Source organism: Variovorax sp. GrIS 2.14, from assembly GCF_046115955.1.
Classification (GTDB): domain Bacteria; phylum Pseudomonadota; class Gammaproteobacteria; order Burkholderiales; family Burkholderiaceae_C; genus Variovorax.
The window spans coordinates 20,485-42,802 of sequence record NZ_JBJXIA010000025.1 but is presented as its reverse complement, the minus strand read 5'-3'; the positions used below and the strand labels follow the sequence as shown (position 1 = coordinate 42,802).

The following is a 22,318-nucleotide window of genomic DNA, read 5'->3' as shown; positions in this document are numbered from 1 at the left end:
GGTCTTCTGCTCATCTTTGCTCCAATCTTCACAGGCGAGATCCTCGCCTTCAGGAGCAGTTTCCACACTTATCGAGCTGTTCAGATTTCCGGGGCTAGTTCTTCGCGCGCTTGTCCCACGCATTGGTGCAACGACTAAGCCTACATTGCCGCGAGGTCTTATCTGACGAACGGCCGAGCAGGTCGCCAGACGTCCTGAGCGGGCCCCAGATAGAGATGAGGAAGAAAAAACGAATAGGCGTAAATCCAGCGTTTTGACCGCGAAGAATCATCCGCTAACAGCATCTTTGGCTTGACCAGCCATCTTAGGGACCCGAGCAGCCTGAACATGAACACTACCTCGCCACAAAATCCCGAAAACTCAAGCAGTGACCCGCTCCCCTGGGGCCATGGCCCCTACAGCACCAAGCGTTTTGGAACAAGCCTAACCAACTGCGACAGCGAACCGGTGCAGTCGCCTGGGTGCATACAATCGCACGGAGCGCTCATCACGTGCAGACTTGCAGATCTGTGCATTCTTCAGGTGAGCGAAAACTCCGCGCAATTTCTCGGCCTGGCCCCTGGAGAACTGCTCAGCCAGCCATTGACAACATTGTTAGCGCCAGGACATCTGCAGACCCTGCAGCGCATGTTGATCGACGAAGGCCTGGAGGCAAACCCCCTGTACGCCTTCTCGGTGGCGGCAAGCAGCAACGCTTCAGCGCTTGATGTTTGTGTACACACCATGGCCGACGTCTTGTATCTGGAGTTTGAAGCCACCGGACGTAGCGAAAGCCCTGCAATCCACCCCCAAGGCGATTTCTTCACCCTGGTCAGGGCAGCGGTTCGCCGTATGCAACGCAGCACCGGCCTGCTGCCTTTTTGCCAGCAGATCGCTACTGAAGTGCGCGCCATAACCGGGCTGGACCGGGTAATGGTGTACCGGTTTCATGCCGACAACCACGGCGAGGTCGTTGCGGAAAGCATGCAAGACGGCCTGGACCCATGGCTTGGCCTGCATTACCCAGAAGCCGACATTCCCCAGCCGGCGCGTGATATCTACAAACGCATCTGGATCAGGCCGGTGCCCCATGCGGCCGGCCCTGTGGTCGAGATGGTGCCGCTTGCCAACCCTGATACCGGCCAGCCGCTGACCATGACACATTGTGCGCTGCGGGGCGCATCGATCATGTACACCGAATACCTCGCCAACTTAGGTGTTGGCGCGTCGCTGACCATGCCGATCTTGATTGAGGGCGTTCTGTGGGGCCTGATTGCCTGCCACCACAAAACGTCGACTGTTTTTCCGCACCAGTTGCGCGCCGCCTGCGAGGTACTGGCCCAGGTTGCCTCCCTGCAACTCAAGTCTACCGACCACATTGAGCAGCTGGCCTATCAGTTGAAGGTTGAGACTGTTCACCAGCAGCTGGTTTCCAAGGCCGCAAAAGAAGGCGATTTGCTGGCCTTGTCCGACCGCCAGCCCTCGCTGCTCGATGCAATGGACGCCGAGGGTGCGGCGCTGTACCACATGGACCGCTGGTGGCTCGCTGGCAAGACGCCCGACGAAGCGCAGCTCAGTGCGCTGGCAGAGTGGGTAAACCTCAGACCCGAGATGGGCTCGCACACACGCCCGGTGTTTGAAACCGACCGCCTGCCTTCGCTGTACCCGGACGGCGCGGCCATTGCGCCGGTTGCCAGCGGCTTGATCGCCGTGCAGGTTTCCCGAGTCCGTCAGGACCTCATCATGTGGTTCAGGCCAGAGATCAGGCAAACCGTCAAATGGGCTGGCAACCCTAACGACAAGCCACTAGTACCAGGCCCGCACGGAATGCGTCTGACGCCGCGCCGCTCGTTCGAACTGTTCATAGAGTCCATACACGAGCGGTCGCTGCCCTGGAGCAGCATGGAAGTTGATTCGGCCCTGCGCTTGCGCCTGCTGGTGATGGACCTTGCGGTGTCAGCCAATCTGGGCTTGGAAGCTCTCAACATTGACCTCACCAGCAGCAACGAGGAGCTAGACTCGTTTGCCTACGTGGCATCGCATGATCTGAAGGAGCCCCTAAGAGGCATCCACCGCTATGCGCACCAGATGCTAGAGAGCACGCAGCCCATCTCCAGTGACAACCGCAATCGCATGGACGCCCTGATGCGCCTGGTGCTTCGCATGGACAGCCTGCTCGACTCGCTGATGCATTTTTCCCGCGTGGGCAGAACCAACCTGGAGTTTGAGCAGGTGGATCTCAACAAGGTCGTGGCCGACGCCCTTGAAATGGTGGGCGTGCGCGCCAACGACCACCTCTGCACCGTCGGTTTTACGCGGCCACTGCCCACTGCACTGTGCGACATGGTGCGGGTGCGCGAGATATTCACCAACCTGATCAGCAACGCCCTCAAATACAACCGTAACGCCAAGCCGCATATTGAAATCGGCTTCATACGCCCGGATGAGTCGGGTCGACTGGCCAAAATGCCGCCAGAAGCGCACGCAGAGACGGTTTACTTCTTGCGAGACGACGGTATCGGCATCGAAGAACGCCATTTCGAGCAGATTTTTCGTATGTTTAAGCGGCTTCACGGACAGCAAGACTTTGGCGGCGGCGTGGGCGCAGGCCTGACAGTGGTGAAAAAAGTGGTCAAGCGGCACGGAGGCACGGTATGGCTGGAATCCACACTCGGGGAAGGCAGCACTTTTTACTTCACGCTTCCGTGCGCCACACCCAGTAACCGGGCCGACCCACTTCGATCAACCGGCAATGATCTCCCTGCGGCAGTTTGGCCCAACCTATCATGAGCCGCACCCAGCCTGTGATCGTGATGGAAGACAACGACGGGGACTTCGAAACAGCGGTTGAGGCGATCGAGCGAGCAGGCGTTTACAACCAGATCCTCCGCGCTGTTTCGGGCAGCGACTGCCTGCGCCTGCTGCGCGAAATATGCGCTAGCCACGGTGCATTGCCAGCGTTCGTACTGATGGACCTGAACACACCCAGCACCGATGGCCGCGACGCCCTGAGCGAGATGCATATGGACGACGAGCTTCATGCCGTTCCAGTCGTTGTGCTGAGCACATCATCCAATCCAAAGGACGTCGATTATTGCTATCGCAAGGGGGCACGCGCGTATCACATCAAGCCGGTCAACCACGCTGCGCACCGAGCCATGTTGCAGACGATTTTTAGTTACTGGATGACCAGTACCGTACTGCCTAGCGAGAGAAACCTGAGAACGCCATGAGCAACGTTCGTCGAATGCTACTTGTTGACGACAGTCCAGATGATTTGGCACATTTACGGCAGATGCTGTTGTGCGGGTCTGCCCGCCACTATGAATTCACCGAAGTCGGGATGGGCGACGCAGCTCTTCGGCAGGTAGCGCAGCAGCAAGAAAAGTTGTCCTGTGCCACTTGCGAGTGCAGCGGCCACGCCGGGTCCGCAAGGTCGGCGCATGTTTGTGCGGCGCCCTACGCCCGCCCGTTTGACTGCATCCTTCTCGACTTCAACCTGCCGGACATGAACGCGCTGGAAGTGCTGGCCATTTTGTGTGGCGGGACGGATTTGCCGCCCTGCCCGGTAATTGTCATCACTGGCTGGAACGGAATCGAGAGCTTTGACGGATACAAGCTCATTCAGGCTGGCGCGCAAGACTTCATTAGCAAAAGCTGGACCACATCAGAAAGCCTGACCAGGGCTGTTGAAAACTCGATGGCACGTTTCGAGCTTCAAACCCAGCGCCAGGCAACAGAGGCAAAACTGGGTGACTCGGAAGAACGCTACCGAACTCTGTTTAACTCCATGTCGGACTGCCTGTGCTTGCTCGAAAACGTTCAAGTCGCGGCTGGCGAACCGCTAGATTTTCGCTACATCGCGCTCAATCCCGCCTTCTCCGCCCAGTCTTTGATGCTCGGCGTGCTGGGGCAAACCATTAGCCAAACCAAGCCTGACGAGCCCGCCGAGTGGCTCGCCTACTATGAGCAGGTACGCACCACCGGCACACCCTTCAGGCAGGAGCGCTACCTGAGCGCTCAAGACCGGGTGCTGGATGTTCATGTTTTTTGCATGGGCGTAGCAAACAGCCGGAAAATTGCGGTCTCGTTCAGGGACATTACCGAGCGCAAGCACGCCGAGCGCCAGCTGGCAGAGCAAACCCAGGCCCTTGCCGAGCTGGACCGCCGCAAGGACGAGTTTCTCGCGATGCTGAGCCACGAGCTGCGTAACCCTCTGGCATCGCTGTGCAACGCGGTGCAGCTGTTGCGGCGCAGGAGTGACCAAGACCCGGTGCAGCAGCAGGCGCACGCCATCATTGAGCGTCAGGCAGGCCAGCTCAACCACTTGATTGACGAGCTGCTGGAGATCTCTCGCTTCACGACCGGCCGCGTCCACCTTAGGCGGGAGCAGGTGGCGCTGGGCAGCATCGTTGCCCGTGCACTGCAAACGACGCAGCCGCTGATTTCCCATTGTAGGCACGCGCTGGCAGTCACCGTACCCAGCCAGCCGATCTGGCTGTATGCCGATGCCGTGCGTCTGGAGCAAGTTGTGGTCAACCTCCTCACGAATGCCGCCAAGTACACAGACCAGGGCGGCCAAATTAGCCTTGATGTGCAGCAAGTAGGTGACTTTGCTGTCCTCCGCATCGCCGACAACGGGATTGGCATTGCTCCCGAGCTGCTGCCCCGCATTTTTGAACTCTTTATACAGGCCGAACGCTCGCTGGACCGTTCACAGGGCGGCCTGGGCATTGGCCTGTGCCTGGTGCAGCGGCTGGTCGATCTGCACGGCGGCAGCGTCAGCGCCCGCAGCACCGTTGGGCAGGGCAGCGAGTTTGTGGTGCGCCTGCCGGCCATGCAGACGGCGTCCCCGCCAAAGTCCACGATGGCGGACACGACGCCGTCCACAGCTGACCCGGCAGCGCACAGCTCCAAAGCCCTACGCATATTGGTGGTCGATGACAACATCGATGGCGCCCAAAGCATGATGGCTCTTCTGCAAATGTCTGATCACGAGGTTGAACTGGCCTTCGACGGGCCGTCCGCGCTGGTAGCGGCCCGCGCCTGGCGACCCGACGTGGTGATACTCGACATTGGCTTGCCCGGACTCAACGGCTATGAAGTCGCCAAGCGCCTGCGTAAGGACGCCGAATTCGGCCAGGCCATACTGATCGCGGTGACCGGCTACGGACACGAAAGCGACCGGCAGAACTCCCGCGACGCCGGGTTCGACCACCACCTGACCAAGCCCACCGACTATGCAGAGCTTGAAAAATTGATCAAATTGGCCGCTAGTCGAGAGCGAGGTTAAGCCTCCGGTGCTGCACGATTGAATCGGCCCTAACGCGGGGAAATATGGCTATCAGCGGCAGTCTGGATGCCACGCCCAAGGCTACGGGTACGGGCAATGCCGATGCCGATGCCGATGCCGATGCCGATGCCGTCAATAATGCTGGTAGCACTGTCGGCGCCGGTTGAACTTTGACCCACCGGGGGTGCGGCGGATTTCTTGGACTACCTTTGGAGGTAGTTCATGTATTCATACGAAGATCGCGTACGGGTCGTCGAGCTCTACGTCAAGCTGGGCAAGCGCACCGGCGCGACGATCCACCAGTTGGGCTACCCGACGAAGAACTCATTGAAAAGCTGGTATGAGGAGTACGAGGGGCGTCTCGGCCTGTCGTCTGGCTACGTGCGCTCAAACCCGAAGTATTCCAAAAATCAGAAGCAGAAGGCTGTCGAGCACTACGCCGAGCACGGGCGCTGCATCGCTTCCACAATCAAGGCGTTGGGCTATCCGGGCCGAGATTCGCTGCGTGCCTGGATTGGTGAGTTCCAACCCGACTCCCGGCAGCACGTTGTCGGCAGAGCCGTCAGTGCGCCTCGGCTACGACCCATCGCAAAGGCAGACCTGAATGGCGCAGATCGAAGAACTCGAAATGGGCGCGCACCGCGCGCAACTCACCGCCAACCTGCAAGGCCTGGTCGAGAAGTACCGGTCGATCTTTGAACGGGACGTACCCGAGGTCGATGAAACCCTGTCGAGGCAACTGATTCCCAGGGCACTGCGTCAGGCGCTTGATGACATCGATGCCGGTTCGGAGTAAGCGTCCAGTTAACCCACCTTGAGTTCGGTCGTTGAGACATAGACCGTGGTGTCCATCTAAAGTTGGCTGGACATCATCAATGGACGTCAATCCGAAGCAACGGCGCCGTCACAGCGCAGAGTTCAAGGCGCAGGTCCTTGCTGCCTGCAGAGAGCCAAGGGCATCAGTTGCGGCAGTTGCACTGTCCTACAAGTTGAACGACAACCTGGTGCACCAATGGCGTCGCGGACGCGGGGCGAGTCCGGTCTCAACGTTAACGTCAACGTCAACGTCAACGTCAACGACGGTTGCCGAGTCGGCGCCCCAGTTCATCGCACTGTCCTTGCCCCCGCCGGCACTGCCACCTTCAGCACCGCCCTCGGCGCCGGCGCCAGCAGTTGCTTGTGTCGCTGTCGCTGCCGAGGCCATCCACCTCGAGTTCAAACGCGGCGTGCTCGGTGTGAGCGTGACCTGGCCGGTCTCGGCAGCAGCGGACTGCGCAGCGTGGCTGCGCGAGGTGTTGCGATGATCCGCATCGATGCGCTGTGGCTGTGCACGAAGCCCGTGGACATGCGCGCTGGCGCCGAGCGCCTGCTCGCGCATGTGGTCCATGCTCTGGGCAGCGCGAACGCGCATCACGGCTACCTGTTTGCCAATGCACGGGCCACACGCATCAAGATGATCGTGCACGACGGCTTCGGGGTCTGGTGCGCTGCAAGACGGTTGAACGTCGGTCACTTCGTGTGGCTACGCGAGATTGATGTGGTCAGGCCGATCGCACTGACGCAAGCGCAGTTCGATGCGCTCGTGGTCGGGCTGCCCTGGCAGCGCCTGCCCGAGATGAGCACGATCACCCGGCTCTGACGCTGAGCCCGCGGCGGGTGCTTTGACAGCGCATCCCCCAGTGGCGATAGGCCGCTGGAATCGGCATGATTGATACATGCAAGCGTTGCACGATCTGAAGGACGAAGACCTGCAAGGTCTGGCGCCCGAGGCCATCGCCGCACTCGCGCAGCAGATGCTTCAACGCCTGCGCCAGCAGGACAACGAGATCAGGTTCAAGGACGCCAAGATCGAGAAGATCACGTTCCAGCTCGCACGGCTGAAGGCATGGAAGTTCGGCGCCAAGACCGAGGCGATGAGCGCCGAGCAGCGCCGTCGCTTCGAGGAGACGCTGGCCGAGGATGAAGCCAGTTTGCAGGCGCAACTGGAGCAAGCCAGGGGCGAAGCACCGACGCCGTCCAAGGACGACGCGAACACCAAGCGCAAGCCACGTCGTCGACTACTGCCTGATCATCTTCGCCGGGTTGAACACCATCATGAACCGAAGAACACGAGCTGCCCGAGCCCGATGTGCGGCAAGCCGATGGTGCGTGTGGGCGAGGACATCAGCGAGAAGCTGGACATCGTGCCGGCAGAGTTCTTCGTGCACCGCCACATCTACGGCAAGTGGGCATGCCGCTGCTGCGAGTGCCTGGTGCAAGAGGCCGTTGCGCCGCAGATCATCGACGGCGGCATGCCGGCGGCCGGCTTGATCGCGCACACGATGGTCAGCCACTTCGTGGACCATCTGCCGTACTACCGGATGGAGTCCATCAACGCACGCTCGAACGTGCACACGCCGCGCTCCACGCTGGCGAGTTGGTCCGGGCAAGGCGGCGCAGCCCTCATACCGCTGTACGACGCGCACAAACGCTTCGTGCTGTCGGCGCAGGTGCTGCATGCCGACGAGACGCCGGTGGCCATGCTCGATCCGGGGCGGGGCAAGACCAAACGGGCCTATATCTGGGCCTACGCACGCGGCGCCTTCGATCCGGTGCGCGGTGTGATCTATGACTTCTGCGTCGGGCGGGGTGCGCAGTACCCCGTGGCCTTCCTCGGCCCGAATGATGACGGGCACGGCGCAACGGCGTGGCGCCGCACATTGGTGCGCGATGAATACGCCGTCTATGACAAGGTGATGGCCGCCCAGTCCGGACGCATTCCTGCCGGATGTCTTGCGCACGCCAGACGCAAGTTCGACGAGCTGCTGCGCGACGGGGGCAGGAACGCGGTCGCCGATGAGGCGTTGCGACGCATCGCGCAGATCTACCGGCTCGAGCGTGAGCTGGCCGCCTTGACGACCGAAGAGCGACTGGCCAGAAGGCAAACGGACGCCCGGCCGCTGTGGGAAAAGCTGCATGCCTGGCTGCGTCTTGAGCGAAGCCGTGTGCCTGACGGCAGTTCGACGGCCAAGGCGCTGAACTACAGCCTGAACGCCTGGACAGCGCTCACGCAGAACCTGCTGGATGGCGACGTCAACGTGGACAACAACCATTGCGAGAACTAGATCCGTCCGTGGGCTCTCGGAAGGCGAGCCTGGTTGTTCGCCGGCAGCGAACTGGCGGGTCAACGGGCTGCGGTCGTGGTGAGCCTGGTGCAGTCGGCCAAGTTGCATGGCCACGATCCGTGGGCCTACCTGAAGGACGTGCTCACGCGACTGCCGACACATCTGAACAGCCGCACAGACGAGTTGCTTCCGCACCTCTGGCAGCCCGCAAACTGATCAACACATCGCTTAACGGGCTTCGCTAATTGCCGTCAAGGTGGGACGGCTGGCCGCTTACGGTTCGGATGCCGGCGTGCAGGGATGAGCGCGCATTCGCTGATCGCGACGGCGCGGGCCATGGTCGCTGGAGACAAGGGCCTGTTGGCGATGGACGAGAGCAACGGCACCTGCAACCAACGCTTCGCAAACGTTGGCATTCCACAAACGGTCGAGATGCGACGCGTCTACCGCGAGTTGCTGCTGACCGCGCCGGGACTGGGCGCCTGCATCAGCGGCGTGATCCTGTACGACGAGACCATCCGGCAGCGGGCGGCCGATGGCACGCCGCTCGTTCAGGTCGCACTGGACGCCGAGCTGCTTGTCGGCATCAAGGTAGACACCGGCGCCAAGGCGTTCGCTGCGCATCCGGGGGAGAAGGTGACCGAGGGGCTGGACGGTTTGCGCGAGCGCCTCCAGGCCTACTTCACGATGGGTGCCCGATTTGCGAAGTGGCGGGCCGTGATCGCCGTCAACAACACGCACCTGCCCACCGCGGCCTGCATCGAAAGCAACGCCCATGCATTGGCCCGTTACGCAGCCTTGTGCCAGCAGGCGGGCCTCGTGCCGATCATCGAGCCCGAAGTCCTGATGTCGGGAACCCACACATCGGATCGTTGCCAGGACGTCACCGAGGCCGTCCTGCGCAGCGTCTTCAGACAACTCACGCTGCAAGGCGCTGTGCTGGAAGCAATGATCCTGAAGCCCAACATGGTGATCGCCGGTCTGGCCTGCACAACGCAGAACACGGCGGCCGAGGTGGTCGATTCGACGGTGCAGTGTCTGCTGCGCACGGTTCGGGCGGCCAGTCTGGTGCATTGGCCAGCAGCAGGCTAAACGCCATGCACGACGGCCATGGCAGACCAGTGCCGGGCACTTCATCCAGCGCTGCGTTCATCGATCGGGCCCTCCCCTGGCGGCTGTCGTTCTCATTCGCGCGGGCGATCCAGCACTCCGCCCTGGAGATCTGGGCCGGTAAGGAGGCGAACCGGGTCGCAGCGCAACTCGCGCTGGTGCATCGCGCCCAGTGCAACTGCGCAGCCTTGAAGGGCGAGTACAGCGCAGCGATGGAAGGTTCATGACCGCGCCGCTTCAGATCTACTTCATTCGCCATGGCGAAACCGCGTGGTCGCCTTCGGGCCAACACACCGGGCGTACCGAATCGCCGCTGACATCGCATGGCCAGGAATTGGCGCGGCACTCGGCAACGACGCTGAAGGGCATCGTCTTTTCGCTGGTGTTGACCAGCCCACGGCTTCGCGCCGGGGCCACCTGCGAACTGGCAGGTTTGGGTGGGAGTGCGCAGACGGAGCCGAACCTGGCCGAATGGGACTACGGCGACTACGAAGGGCTGCGCACCGCCGAGATTCGCCAGTTGCATCCGGACGGGATGTCTGGGAAGCCGGGTGCCCGGGCGGAGAGAGTCCTTCCGACGCCAGTGGCCGCGCAGACCAACTCATCACCCGGCTGCGCGACCTCACCGGCAAGGTCGCGCTCTTCTCACACGGCCAGTTCGGACGCGCGCTTGCCGCCCGATGGGTCGGCCTGCCGGTGACCGAGGAACAGCTTTTCGCGATTGATCCGGCGTCGATCGGCATCTTTGGCTTCGAGACCGACCACCCCGAACGACGCGTCATCTCCCTGTGGAACCCCAGGGCCGACGGCCGACTGACGCCACCCTAAATGCCCGTCGGATAGGTCTGAGGCGCCTCGCGGTTGCTCCACGCCACGCCCGCTTCCAGCGGCTCCAGGCTGCTCGTTTCGTCGATGTGCACGATTGCATCGAACTGCTGATCCAGGAGCGTGTGGAAGTAATGGCTCTGACGCTCAGTCTCCGGGCGGTAGATCACGCCGATGGCGCGTTGAAGTCGCCGCGACGCCACCAATGAGCGCAGCGCTTCGTCACCGCGCAGGGGCAACAGAAACTCTGGCACGCCGGTGCGGTGAAACACGTCTTCCCAGCTGTGGGCCAAGCCAGCGCGCACGCGCTTGCGCTGCGCGGGCTCGTCCCAGTTGGATGCAGCGGTGACCCAACCGTGGTGAGTGCTGAAGCCCACCAGGACCGCGTCACTCGCGTAGCGGTCGCGTACCAGTTGCCCGACATTAAATTCGCCGCGTTCGGCCATCTCCGTGGCGGAGGCATCGCCAAGATGAGAGTTGTGCGCCCAAAGCGCGATTCGCGGCGGTGTGCCGGTTGCGGCCAAGTGGGCTTCCAGCGCGACCAAGGTCTCGACCATGTGGCTGTCTCGCAGGTTCCAGGAGGACACACGGGCCTTGAACATGGTTCGGTAGTACTCTTCCGCGTTGCGAACAAGGCGCGCGTTCTGCTGCGCATGGAAGGCTTCATCCCGGTCCGGACCCGGCGGCAACGGCGCCGCGATAGCTCGAAGGGCCATATCGCGCAGGACTTGCACGACCTCGTCCTCACAACTTTCCTGGAGGCCGAAGCTAGCGGCGTATCCGTAGGCCTGAGCGTCTTCTGCGGCATGGTCGAAGCAGCCGTAGCGAGCCTTGGCACGTTGCGCCGCTTCAGGGTCGACTTTGGCGAGGTAGGTGAGCACCACCTGCATGGAGTTGAACAGACTGTAGAGGTCGAGCCCGTAGAAGCCAACCTGGTTGCCGGGGCTGAGGGTGGCGTTGTGGTCGCGCAGCCATTCGACAAACTCCCGCACGACCGTGTTGCGCCACATCCAGGCTGGAAAGCGCCGGAAGCCTGACAGGGCTGTGGCGGCGTCAAAATCGTCCGACAGACCGCGCACGTAGCGATTGACTCGCCACGCGTCGGGCCAGTCGGCCTCCACGGCGACAGCGGTGAAGCGCTTCTCAACGATCAGCCGCTTGGTGATCTCTGCTCGTTCGCGGTAGAACTCATGGGTGCCGTGGGACGCTTCGCCCAGCAGGGCAAAGCGTGCGCCGCCGATCAACGCCAACAGGCGGTCGTACCGACGAGCATCCACGCTCAACGGTTGCATGTGCGCGCGCAGGCCTTCCAGCAAACCGGCGTCTCCGAGGTGGTTCTTGGTATCCTGCAGATTCATGGCGCAGACTTCTCGCCGATGCACGAGTGCATGGCGTGCCAAGAGATGGCAAAGGCCTTGACTCCGTCGCGCTGTGGTTGCTGCGCAAGTGCATCGTCGTCCACACCCTCGCGCCTCAACTCCTGGAGCACCGCTTCGGCATAGCCCCCATCAGCGAGCATGGCCGCGCCGACTGCACCATGGTCCGCAAAGGCCAGCAGTGTCTTTTCCGAAAGCGCGTTGATGCTGTCGGGTGAGATCAACGCTTCGACATAGAGCGTATCGGACGCCGCCGGGTCCTGGGTGCAGGTGCCGGTCCAGAGCAGGCGCTGCGGCCTGGCGCCTGCCTCGGCGAGTCGCTGCCAGCGGTCGGATGCAAGCAACTCGCAGTGCGCGCGATACGTCAACATCGCCACGGCGATGCCCAGACGGTTGTGAAAAGGCGGTGAAATCTCCTCCCTCACGGACACGTCCCATGGGCTGACGTTCATCGATGCGACCGACGTGACCTTGAGATGCAGGCCCGCAGCCAGGCGCCGTTCGATGCCGCGCATGTAGGCGCCTGCCGCGGCCAGGTAATGCTCACAAGAGAAAAGCAAGCTGACGTTGACCGGCACGCCATCGAAGATGAGTTCCTCTACCGCGCGGAGGCCCTCGGGCGTGCCCGGTATCTGGATGAACAGGTTCGGCAATGCGGCCCGTTCATGAAGTTTCGATGCGGCTCGAATGGTGTGCGCGGTGTTGTCTGCCAGCAGGGGCGACACACTCAGCGACACCCAGCCATCGACGCCTTCGCTCGCATCGAAGGCCGGTCGCAGCAGGCCAGCTGCTTGCGTGAGGTCTTCCAGCGCCAGCTCGAAGAACAACTCTTCGCCCGCCAGGCCGGCGGCATGCAGCACGCGAATGCTGTCGTCGTAGGCATGTGTGCCCGAACCCTGCTCGAAGATCGACTGGCTGCAGGTCAGCCCCGTGACGGAGAACTCGGCGACGTAGCGCTCCAGGGAACCGCTCTGCAACAGGGGTCGGCTGATGCTGTCCAACCAGAGTCGCTGCCCCAGGCTTTGCAGTTGACGAATGTGTTCGTTCATGGCTTTCGTCGATACCTCATGCTGCGCGAGGCGCTGTCTTTTCGCCGAGATGGCGCGGTCTGCACGTCGAGCTTCCGGCAGCCGTCGGGCGTTCGTCTGTGCGCTGCCGCACTTCACGTCCCGGGCAGATCAAGCGACCGCACCGAACAGCGCACCGGCGCCAGCCGTGACGGCCATCGCGACAGCGCCCCAGAACGCGACACGCCACGTTCCGTTCCAGACCGGAGCCCCACCGACCTGCGCCGAGACGGCACCCAGCCCGGCCAGGAAGCCAAGCGATGCGAGGGACATCCAGAGGATCAGGTGTGCCGGCGAGGCCGTGACCACCACGGCTATCGGCAACAGCGCGCCGACCGAGAAGCTGGCCGCCGAAGCCAATGCGGCCTGTGTCGGACGCGCAGCGGTCGTGGCGGAGAACCCCAGCTCGTCGCGGGCATGCGCACCCAGTGCGTCATGGGCCATCAGCTCGCCAGCCACCTCGTCGGCCAGTGGCCGGTCGAGGCCCCGGCCAACGTAGATTCCTGCAAGCTCCCGTTGTTCGCCCACTGGGTCCTTCTTCAGTTCTGCCCTTTCCCGGTTCAGGTCGGCGTTCTCTGTGTCCTCCTGCGAGTGGACGGAGACGAACTCACCCGCGGCCATCGACATGGCGCCGGCGATCAGCCCCGAGACACTGGTCAGCAGAATGGTCCGATGCTCGGCACCTGCAGCGGCCACGCCAAGTACCAAGCAGGCGGTCGACACGATGCCGTCGTTGGCCCCGAGCACGGCGGCCCGCAACCAGCCGATGCGATCACTGTGGTGATGCTCTGCGTGACGACCCCACTTCGCGATGGACCCCCTCGGTCGGGGTGCGGTGTGGTGGGTTGACGGGGTCTCGCGTGGCATGGCGGTTGTCCTATGCGGTGAGGGGGTCGGTCGAGACCTGCGACTCGAGCATGACCGTGCCCATGCGCACCACGTAGGCGCAATCGCCGCGGGGCTGGAGTACCAAGCCGCTTCGTGTGCGGTCGTCAGGCCGCCAGCGCTTCCTTGGTCAAACTCCAGGCCTGCGACAGCTTGGCGCCGCGCACGTGGTGCGCGCTCTTGACCCGCTTCACGCGGTCTTCAATCTTGGTCTTGACGTCGCCCTTGGCCTGGGCCAACTGAGCCTTCAGCGATTCGGCCTTGGCATCGGCCTCCTGCTTCAGCGTCTCGACCCGTTGCTTGGCTCGTTGGACGGCAGCGTCGAGACCGGCCTTCGCTGTCGTGAGCTTGGACTCCAATTTCGTCTGGGCCGCGCCGCTAGCATGCGACGCTTCGGCTTCCAGATCCTTGATCTCCGACTTGAGCGCCGCGATGTCGTGGTCGTACTGCGCTTCGGCCACTTCGGTGCGGGTGTGCCGGAAGATCTGGCCGCCAGCTGCCTCCAGGGCCGCATCGACCGGCATGACCCATTCCTCTTCGACTTCGGCCAAGAGCGCCACCTTGCCAGGCTTCAGCAACCTCTCCGTCTCCTCGACAAAGTCGAGGCCGACACCGGCCACCCAGAGGTCACGCACCGCGCCGGCGACGGCCCCGGTCATCGCACCGACGGCCATGAGAACCGGCCCACCGAGCAGGCCGATCAAGCCCCCGACCGCCAGACCGACGCCGGTGCCGACCGGCCCCGAGTCCATGGACTTCTTCACGGTCACCTTGCCGTTGGCGTCCTTCACCAGCACGCCCGTGGCGTACAGCGTGATGTCACCGTCGGCGTGCAACTTGTGCAGGGCCTGAAGCCCAGCGTCCGCCGCGGCTTCGTTGTCGAAGATCGATACCAACATCTTGTTCATGTCAACTCCAGTTCTGGTTCATTCACGCCGATCGCCGCACGAGCGCTTGATGTCAGCCGGTGGCCGTTTCGATCGACTTGCGAAGCCGAGCCATGGCGGCACTCGCGTCCGCCTCGAATTCCTTCCAGCGCGCCGCAGTCGCCTGCTTCATTTCGGTCAACTTGGCCTCGGCGCTCTTGACGTCGCCCTTGAGTGTGGTGATCTGCCCGTCGATTCGGGACTTGGCATCGGCGCTGGCCGCGCCGGCCTTCTTCTCCAGGTCGACGACCTTGGCCTTGCCTTTGGCGATGTCCTTGTCGGCCGCGGCGACGAACTGGTCGCGCGTCGCGTAGTCTTTGATGTACGAGAACTCCGGCATCGCCTTGATCGTGTCGGGGGTCGCGCCAGCCATCACCAACTTTCCCGCCTTGTCCTGAATCTGCGTGACCGGGATCGCCACGTCATGCCGACCGATACCCACGAAGCCGCCGGCACCGACGATGACGAAGGACACGTTCTTGTCCGGCGAGATGATCAGGTCCTCGACCTTGCCGACCTTGAGGCCGGCGTCGTTGTAGATGGTCTTGCCCATCAGCGTCTTCTTGACGCTCCATCCTTGGGCGAGTTGGATCGACTCGGTGACGGTGGCTTCCACCGTGGTGGTCGCGCCGGCGACCTGAGACCAGGCAGGCGCGGCAACGCACAGCGTGCCGAGGAAAGTCAGTGCCACGGTGAGGGCGGATGGGTGCATTCTCATGATTCAGTTCCTTGTTTGTTCGTACCAATGGGCGATCGGCGGAGTGGACCGTCTCAGGTGGGTTGTAGGAGCTTGCAGCCAGTCCGTCTGTTCGACACCGCACGCGGCCGAATGCCTTCCGCACGGCGAAACCAAGCGAAAAGTCATGCAAGTTGTTCAGACTTGCGCGGACCCACCGTCTGCGACAGCAGCAGTTGATGATCGGCATCCAGTCCCATCGCCCGCGACAGCGCATCGCGATCGAACCAGGCACGGATCACGGTCGCCAGGCCTTCGGACGCACAGTAGAGGTAGACGTTCTGCGCCATCGCGCCGGCCGTCGCGAAGGCATAGGCCTCGCGCTGCGCAGCAGGCACGTGTTTCATGCGCGTGTGATCCGCGACGAAGACGAGGTCGAGCGGCGCGGCGTCCACGAAGTCCTGGTTGCCGGTGACACGCCGGACATCACTCGCAACCATCTTCAACAACGCGTGAGGCACAGGCTCATAGAGAAAGATGCCTTGTGGCATGGCCACGTAGATCAGAACCTCCTGCGCGTTCATCGCACTCGGCGTTGTTCTGCCACCGAGCTCATGTCGGTTGATGCCGCCTGCGGCCCACAACAGATCCGACAGCGCCTGCTCGGGCAGTGGCCCGGGCGCAAAGTCACGTTGCGACTGCCGACTCGACAGCGCCGACATCAGAGGCATGCCGCCGCTGAGCGAAGGAGACGGCAGGGATCGTAGCGTGGCGGCATCGCCGACAGGAGGCAACGGCTTCAGCTGACCCATGAGCCCGAGCGCGAGTTTGGTCAGGGTGTTCATGACACCGGGGCTTCGAGCCTGTCCATGTCGTGGACCTCTCGTTCGTACGCCGTGGGGCCCTTGAGGACAATCGTCTTCCTCCCTCCGTCGTAGTCGGCAACGACGAACTCACGATCGGGGAGGTGACCATGGATCGACGGGAACAACGCGAACACCTGGTCGCCCGCATCGAGCGCATCGACCGCCTCGCCAACGGGCGCGACGAGCTCCGGGCTTGCCCACACGTGTCGGCGCCGGTTGAACTTTGACCCACCCTGCCGGTTGAACTTTGACCCGGGGATGGAAGCCGGCATCGTGGATGCCGGCTGTGCATAACTCTACCGTCTTCGTCCTTTCTCGGTTTCCTTGCTAATGACTGATTGCTCGCACGAAGAAGGCGCGAAGGGCGAAGCCCGCAGCGCCTTGTCCCTGCCTGCGATGTTGCTCAACCGGCGTTTCCAACCGCCCCCTTTCGCTCCTGCTCACGAGCTTTGATGCGCTTCTTCGAGTTGGCAGTGGCGTGCGTGATCCGGTAACTGTCGTTGCCCGTCTCGACGATGTGGCAGTGGTGAGTGAGCCGGTCCAGCAGTGCAGTGGTCATCTTCGGATCTACGAACACACTGCTCCATTCAGCGAAGTCCAGGTTGGTCGTCACCACCACGCTGGTGTGCTCGTACAGCTTAGAGAGCAGGTGGAACAGCAGCGCCCCACCGGCCTGGCTGAAGGGCAGGTAGCCCATCTCATCGAGCACCACCGCATCCAGTCGCAGCATGCTCGCGGCAATGCGACCCGCCTTGCCCTGAGCCTTCTCCTGCTCCAGCGTATTGACCAGGTCGACCGTAGAGTAGAAGCGCACGCGTTTGCCATGCTGCGTGATGCCCGCCACGCCGATGGCCGTCGCCAGATGGCTCTTGCCGGTGCCGGGGCCACCCACCAACACGACGTTGTGCGCCTCATCGGTGAAGGCCATCTCGGCTAACTGCAGCACGAGCTTGCGGTCAACCGGCGAGACCTCGAAGTCGAACCCTGCAAGGTCCCGGTGCACAGGGAACTTCGCCGCGTTCATCTGGTGAGTGACCGAGCGCGTGGCGCGCTCGGTGGTCTCGGCACGCAGCATCTGCTCGACCAGCCAGCCGGATCGCTCCAGCTCGGCGGCGTTCTGCTCCATCAGGTCGGCCCAGGTCCCGGCCATACCGTGCAGGCGCAGCGCCTTGAGTTCAGCGATGACGTCACGCATGACCGGCCTCCCTCAAGCTGCCCAGGTCTCGCAGCCGGTCGTAGCGCGCTGTGTCAGCGATCGGTGGCGTCAGCACCTGCAACGGTGTCTCCACGTTGTCCGGGCGCGGCGCCGCGTTCAGACGCGCGAGCACGTTGATGACGTGTTCGACGCTCACGCGCCCGGAAGGCGGTGCGCCGTCCAGCGCCAGCTCTACGGCCACCAGCACCGCTTCCAGTCCGGCCGTCGGCACGAGCGCCAGCACCCGCGCCATTAGCCGGTCGCCTCCGCTCTCGCGCAACAGTGCACGGCGCAGCCGCTGCAATGATTCGGGCAGATCGGCGAACGGCGCACCGTTACGCAGTGCGCCGGGTTTCCTCTGCACCAGCGGCACATAGTGCTGCCAGTCGTAGCGCGTCTTGCTCTTGTCCGTCAGCCGCTCGTGCTCGGCCACGACGCCATCACCGGCCACTACCGTCACGCGCGTCGGGTACAGGTGCGTGCTGACCATCTGCCCAGCCAGCTCGCAGGGCACCGAGTAGCGGTTGCGCGCCACCGACACCAGGCAGGTGCTGCTCACCCGGGCCACCTCCTCGACGTAGCCATCGAACGCTGCGGGCATCGGCATCAACTGCTCCCGCTCGTGCTCGAGCATCTCGGCCACGCTGAACTGCCTGTGCTCGGGATGCCGGACCTCTTCCCATAGCGCCCGGCAGCGCTCGCCCAGCCAGGCATTGAGTTCGTCGAAGCTCGCGAAGCGCCGCTCACGCGCGTCGATCCAGATGCGCCGGCGGCTGTCCTGCACGTTCTTCTCCACCACGCCCTTCTCCCAGCCGGAGGCGACGTTGCAGAAGTCAGGGTCGTACAGGTAATGCGCGCACATCACCGCGAAGCGCGCGTTGACGGTGCGGCCCTTGCCCTTATGGACCTTGTCCACGGCGGTCTTCATGTTGTCGTAGATGCCGCGGCATGCCACCCCGCCCAACGCCGCGAACGACCGGGTATGCGCATCGAACAGCATCTCGTGGCCCTGGCTCGGATACGCCACAAGGAAGAACGCGCGGCTTGCGCACAGCTTCATGTGCGAGACCTGCAGCTTGCGGTAGAGGCCCCCGATGACCAGCGCCTCATCGCTCCAGTCGAACTGGAACGCCTCGCCCAGCTCGAAGGTCAACGGCACGAATGCCTTGCCGATTGCAACGCCGCCTTGGCTGGCGCGCCATGTACGAATGAAGTCCGTCAGTTGCGTGTAGCCGCCTTCGTAGCCGGCCGCGGCGATCTGCTGAAGCAGTGCCTTGGCGGTTCGCCGTTCCTTCCTCGGGCGGCGCGCATCGGCCAGCAGCGCCATCTTGATCGTTTCAATGAACGGCGACAGCTTCGTCGCCGCCGCCCGGCGCCGGTACTTCGGTGGCTGCGCCACCGGCATTCGCAGGTACTTCCTCACCGTGTTGCGCGACAGGCTCGTCGCCCTCACGATCTCTCGCACCGACTTCTTCTCGCGGTGGTGCATCCGCAGGACCATGCCAATCATGGCCATAGTGATCACTCCTCATACCCCCACCGCTCAAAAAAGCAGCAGGGTAGGCTGAACACCCGGGTCAAATTTGAAGCGGCACAACCTTCACAGCTGGGTCAATTTTCGGCCGGCGCCAACACCTCTGGCGTTCTGGAGCAGTCGAACCTCGTGTTCATGGGCACGAACGTCGTCTCGGGTGCGGCGACAGCGCTCGTGGTGGCCACTGGCAGCCGCACCTACTTCGGCACGCTGGCTTCCAGGGCCACGGCAGTCGACCCGACGCCCAACGCCTTTCAGGCTGGGGTCAACAGCGTGAGCTGGTTGCTGATCCGGTTCGCGCTGGTGATGGTGCCGATCGTCTTCTTGGTCAACGGCTTCACAAAGGGTGACTGGCTGCAGGCCTTTCTGTTCGCGCTGTCGGTGGCCGTCGGACTGACTCCCGAAATGCTGCCGATGATCGTGACCTCGACACTGGCAAAGGGCGCGGTCCTGCTCTCGCGCAAGAAGGTAGTCGTCAAGCGCCTCGACGCGATTCAGAACTTCGGCGCGATGGACGTGCTGTGCACCGACAAGACAGGCACACTGACGCAGGACAAGATCGCTCTCGCGCGCCACGCCGATGCCTACGGCCAGGACACCGACGAGGTGCTGAACTTCGCCTTCCTCAACAGCTTCTACCAGACCGGCCTGAAGAACCTGTTGGACCGCGCGGTGCTGGCCCGCGTGGAACTGGCGGCCGAGTTGAAGCTGAAGGATGCCTACCGCAAGGTCGACGAAATCCCCTTCGACTTCGAACGCCGGCGCATGTCGGTGGTGGTCGCGGCGCTGGTGGCAGGGCAGGACCAGCACCACGAGTTGATCTGCAAGGGCGCGGTCGAAGAGGTGCTGGCCGCTTGCACCGATGTGCGCACACAGGACCCGACCGATGCCAGCCTGGACGGCGAGCGCACCATGCCCACCCTGCCCCTGGACGCCGCGCTGCTGGCCCGCACCCAGGCCGTCACGGCGGGTCTGAACGCCGAAGGGCTGCGCGTGGTGGCGGTGGCCGTCAAGACGCTGCCGCCGGGGCAAACCACATACTCGGTGGCGGACGAGATCGGGCTGACGCTGATCGGCTACATCGCCTTTCTGGATCCGCCCAAAGAATCCGCTGCGCCTGCGCTGAAGAAGCTGGCCGCGCACGGCATCACCGTCAAGGTGCTGACCGGCGACAACGACCTCGTCACCCGCCAAGTCTGCCACCAGGTGGGCCTGCCTTCCGAAGCTGTTCTGTTGGGCGCACAGATCGAGTCCCTGAGCGACGAGGCGCTGAAGGCCGCCGCCGAATCCCACAGCATCTTCGCCAAGCTCAGCCCGCTGCACAAAGAGCGCATCGTGCGGGCGCTGCGCGCCAGCGGTCACGTGGTGGGCTTCATGGGCGACGGGATCAACGACGCGCCGGCCCTGCGCGCGGCCGACATCGGCATCTCGGTCGATTCGGCGGTCGACATCGCCAAGGAAGCCGCCGACATCATCCTGCTCGAAAAGAGCCTGCTGGTGCTCGACGACGGTGTGGTCGAAGGCCGCACCACGTTCTGCAACATGCTGAAGTACATCCGCATGACGGCGAGCTCGAACTTCGGCAACGTGCTGTCGGTGCTGGTGGCGAGCGCCTTCCTGCCGTTCCTGCCGATGCTGCCCCTGCAACTGCTGGTTCAGAACCTGCTCTACGACATCGGCCAGACCGGCATCCCGTTCGACAACGTCGATGCCGAGCTTGTCGCGAAGCCGCTCAAGTGGAACCCGAGAGACATCGGCCGTTTCATGCTGTTCTTTGGGCCCATCAGCTCGGTGTTCGACATCGCCACCTTTGCACTCATGTGGTGGGTGTTCGACGCGAACAGCGTGGCGCGGCAGACGCTATTCCAGTCCGGCTGGTTCGTGGTCGGTCTGCTGACGCAGACGCTGGTCGTGCACATGATCAGAACGCCCAAGCTGCCCTTCATCGAGAGCCGGGCATCGGCGCCGCTGATCGTGATGACGGTCGCGATCATGGCGCTGGGCCTGTGGCTGCCGATGGGGCCGCTGGCAGGCGACTTCAGGCTCCAGGCGCTGCCGGCCAGCTACTTCGTCTGGCTCGCCGGGATCCTGCTGGCCTACTGCACGTTGACCACCGTGATGAAGCGGATCTACGTTCGCCGCTTTGGCTGGCAGTGAGCCGTGTCGTTCCAGAGCAAATTGAGGCGATGCTGTGTGGGTTGCAGCACAGAGGCAGCGCCATCCAGGATCGATGATGGCCTCGGCAGTTGGGGGAACCATTACATGACGCCGAACGCAATCATCACAACGCTCCTCTTCGCGGTGGCAATCGGTACAGGCACGAAGGCTTCGGCGAACGATAGCAACGATCTCGCGACGGCGCCATCGAAGCCCCTCTCCGGGGCCCCGTCGGGAACTGTCGCGGCTGCGCGCGCCGCATCTTCGACAAAGACTTGCCGAGCAGACGAAGACACCCTCAGGGTACTGAAGCTAACGACCTTCGATGGCGGGGTACGGGTGGACTATGAATTCGTCGTGTCCGGCCGCGCGACCTGGACCAACATGAACCGCCCTCTCCTACGGCAATTCGGCATCCGGGCTGCAGGGACGTTCTGCCTGCCCAAGGATACTCGACTCGCCGACGAGAGCGACTACGACTGAACGTCGAGCTCGGAACTGCTGAACAGCGGCGGAAGACGCCTCTTCGTTGAACGGAATGCGACGCGGATTGCGCGGACAGGCCGACACCTTGGGTATTGCAGCGACACGCTGCGATGGCTCAAGTGCTCAAGCGAACCGTTGGTATGCAATGCCGATTCGCCGCATTGCATCGGATTCGCGATGCCACGCCCGCAGTGCGCCGAAATCTCCGAGACAGAAGAGCCTGGCGGCTTCGACGTGCGGATCTGTTTGTGCCGAGACCAGCAAGAACGACCTCGCCTGCCAGTCCGGCAACTCACGGGGGTGAGCAAAGCCTATTCCGGAAATCGCTGTCATCCGGTCGCAGTAGTCGAGCAGCCCGTAGAGCTCAGCAAACGTGTCCGGTCGCCGTTCGAACCCGAAGCGGTCCAGTACCCGTCGCAACATGGCATCGCCCAAATCGTTGTAGACAATCCTGGCAGCAGGTTCTGGGCCGTCGGCGCTCGCGCCCATCAACTCCAAGACGGCAGCGAAGTCGGCGTCGAGGTGCGACGGTTCGCCGTCGGGTCGCGTTTGGTCGCATCGTCTCGGCCTTCCGACGACGATGAAATTAGGCAGGTCGCTGAGCACAAAGTTCGTCATTGGACCGTGGGCGCGATTTCGCTACTTGAAGAGCGCGAGCAATGTGACAGTAGCGGCCGTGGCCGCCAGCACAGACCACAGGACTTTGCGGTCGCGAGGCTTCATGGCAGGAGGCTCAAGGTGCCGATGGCTCGGACGAAACAATTCTCCATGGTCGATTTCCGAAGAGACTTCAGTCTCTGATGCAGGTAGTTCGCTCATGGGGCCCAATCGGTCTCAAA

21 protein-coding genes and 3 pseudogenes are annotated in these 22,318 nt (G+C 63.1%); 14 read left to right on the top strand and 10 right to left on the bottom strand.

The annotated features are described in order from the left end of the window. The first annotated feature begins 327 nt into the window (after nucleotides 1–327). The 12 genes and pseudogenes from RCH10_RS24380 (at nucleotide 328) to RCH10_RS24325 (ending at nucleotide 10,314) form a co-directional block, all read left to right on the top strand. Nucleotides 328–2,769 (top strand): ATP-binding protein, encoded by a 2,442-nt coding sequence (locus tag RCH10_RS24380; RefSeq protein WP_323499563.1) that lies wholly within the window; start codon nucleotides 328–330, stop codon nucleotides 2,767–2,769. Then, nucleotides 2,766–3,212, top strand: a complete 447-nt coding sequence (locus RCH10_RS24375) for a response regulator (protein WP_323499564.1) — start codon at nucleotides 2,766–2,768, stop codon at nucleotides 3,210–3,212. The genes RCH10_RS24380 and RCH10_RS24375 overlap by 4 nt, the downstream gene beginning before the upstream one ends. Continuing rightward, a complete protein-coding gene (locus RCH10_RS24370; protein WP_409054394.1) occupies nucleotides 3,209–5,272 on the top strand; it encodes a response regulator in 2,064 nt (687 codons plus the stop codon). Before RCH10_RS24375 ends, RCH10_RS24370 begins: the two co-directional genes overlap by 4 nt. A gap of 44 nt (nucleotides 5,273–5,316) precedes the next feature. Beyond that, a complete protein-coding gene (locus tag RCH10_RS24365) occupies nucleotides 5,317–5,439 on the top strand; it encodes a hypothetical protein (RefSeq protein WP_409054393.1) in 123 nt (40 codons plus the stop codon). 55 nt (nucleotides 5,440–5,494) lie between these two features. Beyond that, nucleotides 5,495–5,833, top strand: a pseudogene (locus tag RCH10_RS24360) (IS3 family transposase); the annotation flags it as partial. A 43-nt stretch (nucleotides 5,834–5,876) separates the two neighbouring features. Beyond that, the gene (locus tag RCH10_RS24355; protein ID WP_323499567.1) at nucleotides 5,877–6,068 is read left to right on the top strand and encodes a hypothetical protein; all 192 of its coding nucleotides are present in this window, start codon (nucleotides 5,877–5,879) and stop codon (nucleotides 6,066–6,068) included. Between the two features lie 79 nt (nucleotides 6,069–6,147). Beyond that, nucleotides 6,148–6,576, top strand: a complete 429-nt coding sequence (gene tnpA, locus RCH10_RS24350) for an IS66-like element accessory protein TnpA (protein WP_409054392.1) — start codon at nucleotides 6,148–6,150, stop codon at nucleotides 6,574–6,576. Further along, nucleotides 6,573–6,911 (top strand): IS66 family insertion sequence element accessory protein TnpB, encoded by a 339-nt coding sequence (gene tnpB / locus RCH10_RS24345; protein WP_323499569.1) that lies wholly within the window; start codon nucleotides 6,573–6,575, stop codon nucleotides 6,909–6,911. Before tnpA ends, tnpB begins: the two co-directional genes overlap by 4 nt. A 76-nt stretch (nucleotides 6,912–6,987) precedes the next feature. Further along, entirely contained in the window at nucleotides 6,988–8,376 is a 1,389-nt protein-coding gene (gene tnpC, locus RCH10_RS24340; protein ID WP_409054391.1) for an IS66 family transposase, read from the top strand. Between the two features lie 33 nt (nucleotides 8,377–8,409). Beyond that, nucleotides 8,410–8,592 (top strand): transposase domain-containing protein, encoded by a 183-nt coding sequence (locus RCH10_RS24335; protein ID WP_323499571.1) that lies wholly within the window; start codon nucleotides 8,410–8,412, stop codon nucleotides 8,590–8,592. Nucleotides 8,593–8,676: 84 nt separating this feature from the next. Beyond that, a pseudogene (locus RCH10_RS24330) lies at nucleotides 8,677–9,713 on the top strand (class I fructose-bisphosphate aldolase). Further along, nucleotides 9,710–10,314: pseudogene (locus RCH10_RS24325) on the top strand (histidine phosphatase family protein). The pseudogenes RCH10_RS24330 and RCH10_RS24325 overlap by 4 nt, the downstream one beginning before the upstream one ends. On the opposite strand, the gene RCH10_RS24320 reads toward RCH10_RS24325, so the two are convergent. The 9 genes from RCH10_RS24320 to istA form a co-directional block, all read right to left on the bottom strand. Continuing rightward, nucleotides 10,311–11,627 (bottom strand): erythromycin esterase family protein, encoded by a 1,317-nt coding sequence (locus RCH10_RS24320; protein WP_409054390.1) that lies wholly within the window; start codon nucleotides 11,625–11,627, stop codon nucleotides 10,311–10,313. The pseudogene RCH10_RS24325 and the gene RCH10_RS24320 sit on opposite strands and share 4 nt — an antisense overlap. Before the next feature lie 38 nt (nucleotides 11,628–11,665). Next, nucleotides 11,666–12,736: a transaldolase gene (locus tag RCH10_RS24315; RefSeq protein ID WP_323499574.1), complete on the bottom strand. Its 1,071-nt coding sequence runs from the start codon at nucleotides 12,734–12,736 to the stop codon at nucleotides 11,666–11,668. Between the two features lie 129 nt (nucleotides 12,737–12,865). Then, the gene (locus RCH10_RS24310; RefSeq protein ID WP_323501944.1) at nucleotides 12,866–13,621 is read right to left on the bottom strand and encodes a VIT family protein; all 756 of its coding nucleotides are present in this window, start codon (nucleotides 13,619–13,621) and stop codon (nucleotides 12,866–12,868) included. A 125-nt stretch (nucleotides 13,622–13,746) separates the two neighbouring features. After that, the gene (locus tag RCH10_RS24305) at nucleotides 13,747–14,547 is read right to left on the bottom strand and encodes a DUF1269 domain-containing protein (RefSeq protein WP_323499576.1); all 801 of its coding nucleotides are present in this window, start codon (nucleotides 14,545–14,547) and stop codon (nucleotides 13,747–13,749) included. A gap of 52 nt (nucleotides 14,548–14,599) precedes the next feature. Beyond that, nucleotides 14,600–15,283, bottom strand: a complete 684-nt coding sequence (locus tag RCH10_RS24300; RefSeq protein ID WP_323499577.1) for a PRC-barrel domain-containing protein — start codon at nucleotides 15,281–15,283, stop codon at nucleotides 14,600–14,602. Nucleotides 15,284–15,426: 143 nt separating this feature from the next. Further along, complete coding sequence (locus tag RCH10_RS24295; protein ID WP_323501943.1) at nucleotides 15,427–16,086, bottom strand: SagB/ThcOx family dehydrogenase; 660 nt, start codon at nucleotides 16,084–16,086, stop codon at nucleotides 15,427–15,429. Beyond that, nucleotides 16,083–16,379, bottom strand: a complete 297-nt coding sequence (locus RCH10_RS24290; RefSeq protein ID WP_409054389.1) for a hypothetical protein — start codon at nucleotides 16,377–16,379, stop codon at nucleotides 16,083–16,085. Before RCH10_RS24290 ends, RCH10_RS24295 begins: the two co-directional genes overlap by 4 nt. 131 nt (nucleotides 16,380–16,510) lie before the next feature. Continuing rightward, nucleotides 16,511–17,302 (bottom strand): IS21-like element helper ATPase IstB, encoded by a 792-nt coding sequence (gene istB / locus RCH10_RS24285; RefSeq protein ID WP_323502503.1) that lies wholly within the window; start codon nucleotides 17,300–17,302, stop codon nucleotides 16,511–16,513. Further along, nucleotides 17,295–18,818, bottom strand: coding sequence for an IS21 family transposase (gene istA / locus RCH10_RS24280; protein WP_409054388.1), 1,524 nt, complete (start codon nucleotides 18,816–18,818; stop codon nucleotides 17,295–17,297). The genes istB and istA overlap by 8 nt, the downstream gene beginning before the upstream one ends. Nucleotides 18,819–18,965: 147 nt before the next feature. Between istA and mgtA the strand changes: the two genes are divergently transcribed. After that, nucleotides 18,966–20,993, top strand: a complete 2,028-nt coding sequence (gene mgtA / locus RCH10_RS24275; RefSeq protein WP_409054387.1) for a magnesium-translocating P-type ATPase — start codon at nucleotides 18,966–18,968, stop codon at nucleotides 20,991–20,993. Between the two features lie 105 nt (nucleotides 20,994–21,098). Next, on the top strand, nucleotides 21,099–21,476 hold the full coding sequence (locus tag RCH10_RS24270; RefSeq protein WP_323499352.1) for a hypothetical protein: 378 nt from the start codon (nucleotides 21,099–21,101) through the stop codon (nucleotides 21,474–21,476). Nucleotides 21,477–21,602: 126 nt separating this feature from the next. Here RCH10_RS24270 and RCH10_RS24265 read toward each other — a convergent pair whose 3' ends face one another. Further along, nucleotides 21,603–22,097, bottom strand: coding sequence for a hypothetical protein (locus RCH10_RS24265; protein WP_323499351.1), 495 nt, complete (start codon nucleotides 22,095–22,097; stop codon nucleotides 21,603–21,605). Between the last annotated feature and the right edge of the window lie 221 nt (nucleotides 22,098–22,318).

What these genes read in the sequence shown, in the direction of transcription:
- RCH10_RS24380 (WP_323499563.1), top strand. Translation starts at nt 328, where the DNA reads ATGAACACTACCTCGCCACAAAATCCCGAAAACTCAAGCAGTGACCCG.
- RCH10_RS24375 (WP_323499564.1), top strand. Translation starts at nt 2,766, where the DNA reads ATGAGCCGCACCCAGCCTGTGATCGTGATGGAAGACAACGACGGGGAC.
- RCH10_RS24370 (WP_409054394.1), top strand. Translation starts at nt 3,209, where the DNA reads ATGAGCAACGTTCGTCGAATGCTACTTGTTGACGACAGTCCAGATGAT.
- RCH10_RS24365 (WP_409054393.1), top strand. Translation starts at nt 5,317, where the DNA reads ATGGCTATCAGCGGCAGTCTGGATGCCACGCCCAAGGCTACGGGTACG.
- RCH10_RS24355 (WP_323499567.1), top strand. Translation starts at nt 5,877, where the DNA reads ATGGCGCAGATCGAAGAACTCGAAATGGGCGCGCACCGCGCGCAACTC.
- tnpA (WP_409054392.1), top strand. Translation starts at nt 6,148, where the DNA reads ATGGACGTCAATCCGAAGCAACGGCGCCGTCACAGCGCAGAGTTCAAG.
- tnpB (WP_323499569.1), top strand. Translation starts at nt 6,573, where the DNA reads ATGATCCGCATCGATGCGCTGTGGCTGTGCACGAAGCCCGTGGACATG.
- tnpC (WP_409054391.1), top strand. Translation starts at nt 6,988, where the DNA reads ATGCAAGCGTTGCACGATCTGAAGGACGAAGACCTGCAAGGTCTGGCG.
- RCH10_RS24315 (WP_323499574.1), bottom strand. Translation starts at nt 12,736, where the DNA reads ATGAACGAACACATTCGTCAACTGCAAAGCCTGGGGCAGCGACTCTGG.
- RCH10_RS24310 (WP_323501944.1), bottom strand. Translation starts at nt 13,621, where the DNA reads ATGCCACGCGAGACCCCGTCAACCCACCACACCGCACCCCGACCGAGG.
- RCH10_RS24305 (WP_323499576.1), bottom strand. Translation starts at nt 14,547, where the DNA reads ATGAACAAGATGTTGGTATCGATCTTCGACAACGAAGCCGCGGCGGAC.
- RCH10_RS24300 (WP_323499577.1), bottom strand. Translation starts at nt 15,283, where the DNA reads ATGAGAATGCACCCATCCGCCCTCACCGTGGCACTGACTTTCCTCGGC.
- RCH10_RS24295 (WP_323501943.1), bottom strand. Translation starts at nt 16,086, where the DNA reads ATGAACACCCTGACCAAACTCGCGCTCGGGCTCATGGGTCAGCTGAAG.
- RCH10_RS24290 (WP_409054389.1), bottom strand. Translation starts at nt 16,379, where the DNA reads ATGCCGGCTTCCATCCCCGGGTCAAAGTTCAACCGGCAGGGTGGGTCA.
- istB (WP_323502503.1), bottom strand. Translation starts at nt 17,302, where the DNA reads ATGCGTGACGTCATCGCTGAACTCAAGGCGCTGCGCCTGCACGGTATG.
- istA (WP_409054388.1), bottom strand. Translation starts at nt 18,818, where the DNA reads ATGGCCATGATTGGCATGGTCCTGCGGATGCACCACCGCGAGAAGAAG.
- RCH10_RS24270 (WP_323499352.1), top strand. Translation starts at nt 21,099, where the DNA reads ATGACGCCGAACGCAATCATCACAACGCTCCTCTTCGCGGTGGCAATC.
- RCH10_RS24265 (WP_323499351.1), bottom strand. Translation starts at nt 22,097, where the DNA reads ATGACGAACTTTGTGCTCAGCGACCTGCCTAATTTCATCGTCGTCGGA.